This window comes from Curtobacterium sp. MMLR14_006 (assembly GCF_001864985.1).
GTDB lineage: Bacteria > Actinomycetota > Actinomycetes > Actinomycetales > Microbacteriaceae > Curtobacterium.
The window spans coordinates 1-596 of the sequence record NZ_MJGU01000011.1 but is presented as its reverse complement, the minus strand read 5'-3'; the positions used below and the strand labels follow the sequence as shown (position 1 = coordinate 596).

The window sequence follows — 596 nt, the reverse complement described above, 5'->3', positions numbered from 1 at the left end:
TCCCAGTCGCCCTTCGCGTCGGCGACGAGCCGCTTCGCCGCGTCGATCCGGGACTGCGCCGCAGCGATGTCGCCCTGCGCGCTCGACACGGAGCCCTGCGCGACGGAGGCGTTGTCGGACGCTGCCCGCAACTGCGCCGGCGACGGCACGTCCACCCCGTCGGGGACGTCGGAGCCCGCCGGGTACTTCTCCGCGACCTTCGACAGGTCCTTCGACGCCGACTGGTAGTGCGACAGGGTCGACTGTGCGTCCGCGAGGCGGGTCTGCGCTGCGGCGAGGTCGCCGGAGGCGTCCTTCGCGTCCGCCAACGCACCGTCAGCCCGGTACTGGGTGTCGTCGACGACGTCGGCCCACCCCGACAACGCGGTCGCTGCGGCTTCGTAGGACGCGACGAGCTTGGTCAGGTCCGACGGGGTGTCCTCGATCGCGTCGACGAACACGTCCGCCGCCTCACCCTGCCAGTCGGTGAGCCACCCGGACCCCTGCACAGAGTTCAACCGGGTCGAGGCGTCATCGGCGGCGTCGGAGATGCGCTGGTACTCCCGCGCCATCATCCGCACCGACGACGGATCCCCCTTGACCGGATCGTCCCCCTG

At 71.5% G+C, this 596-nt stretch carries 1 protein-coding gene; it reads right to left on the bottom strand.

Going from position 1 to position 596, the window contains the following annotated elements:
- The coding region (locus tag BIU94_RS17695) for a putative T7SS-secreted protein (protein WP_217639474.1) at positions 1 to 596 on the bottom strand (596 nt) is incomplete at both ends.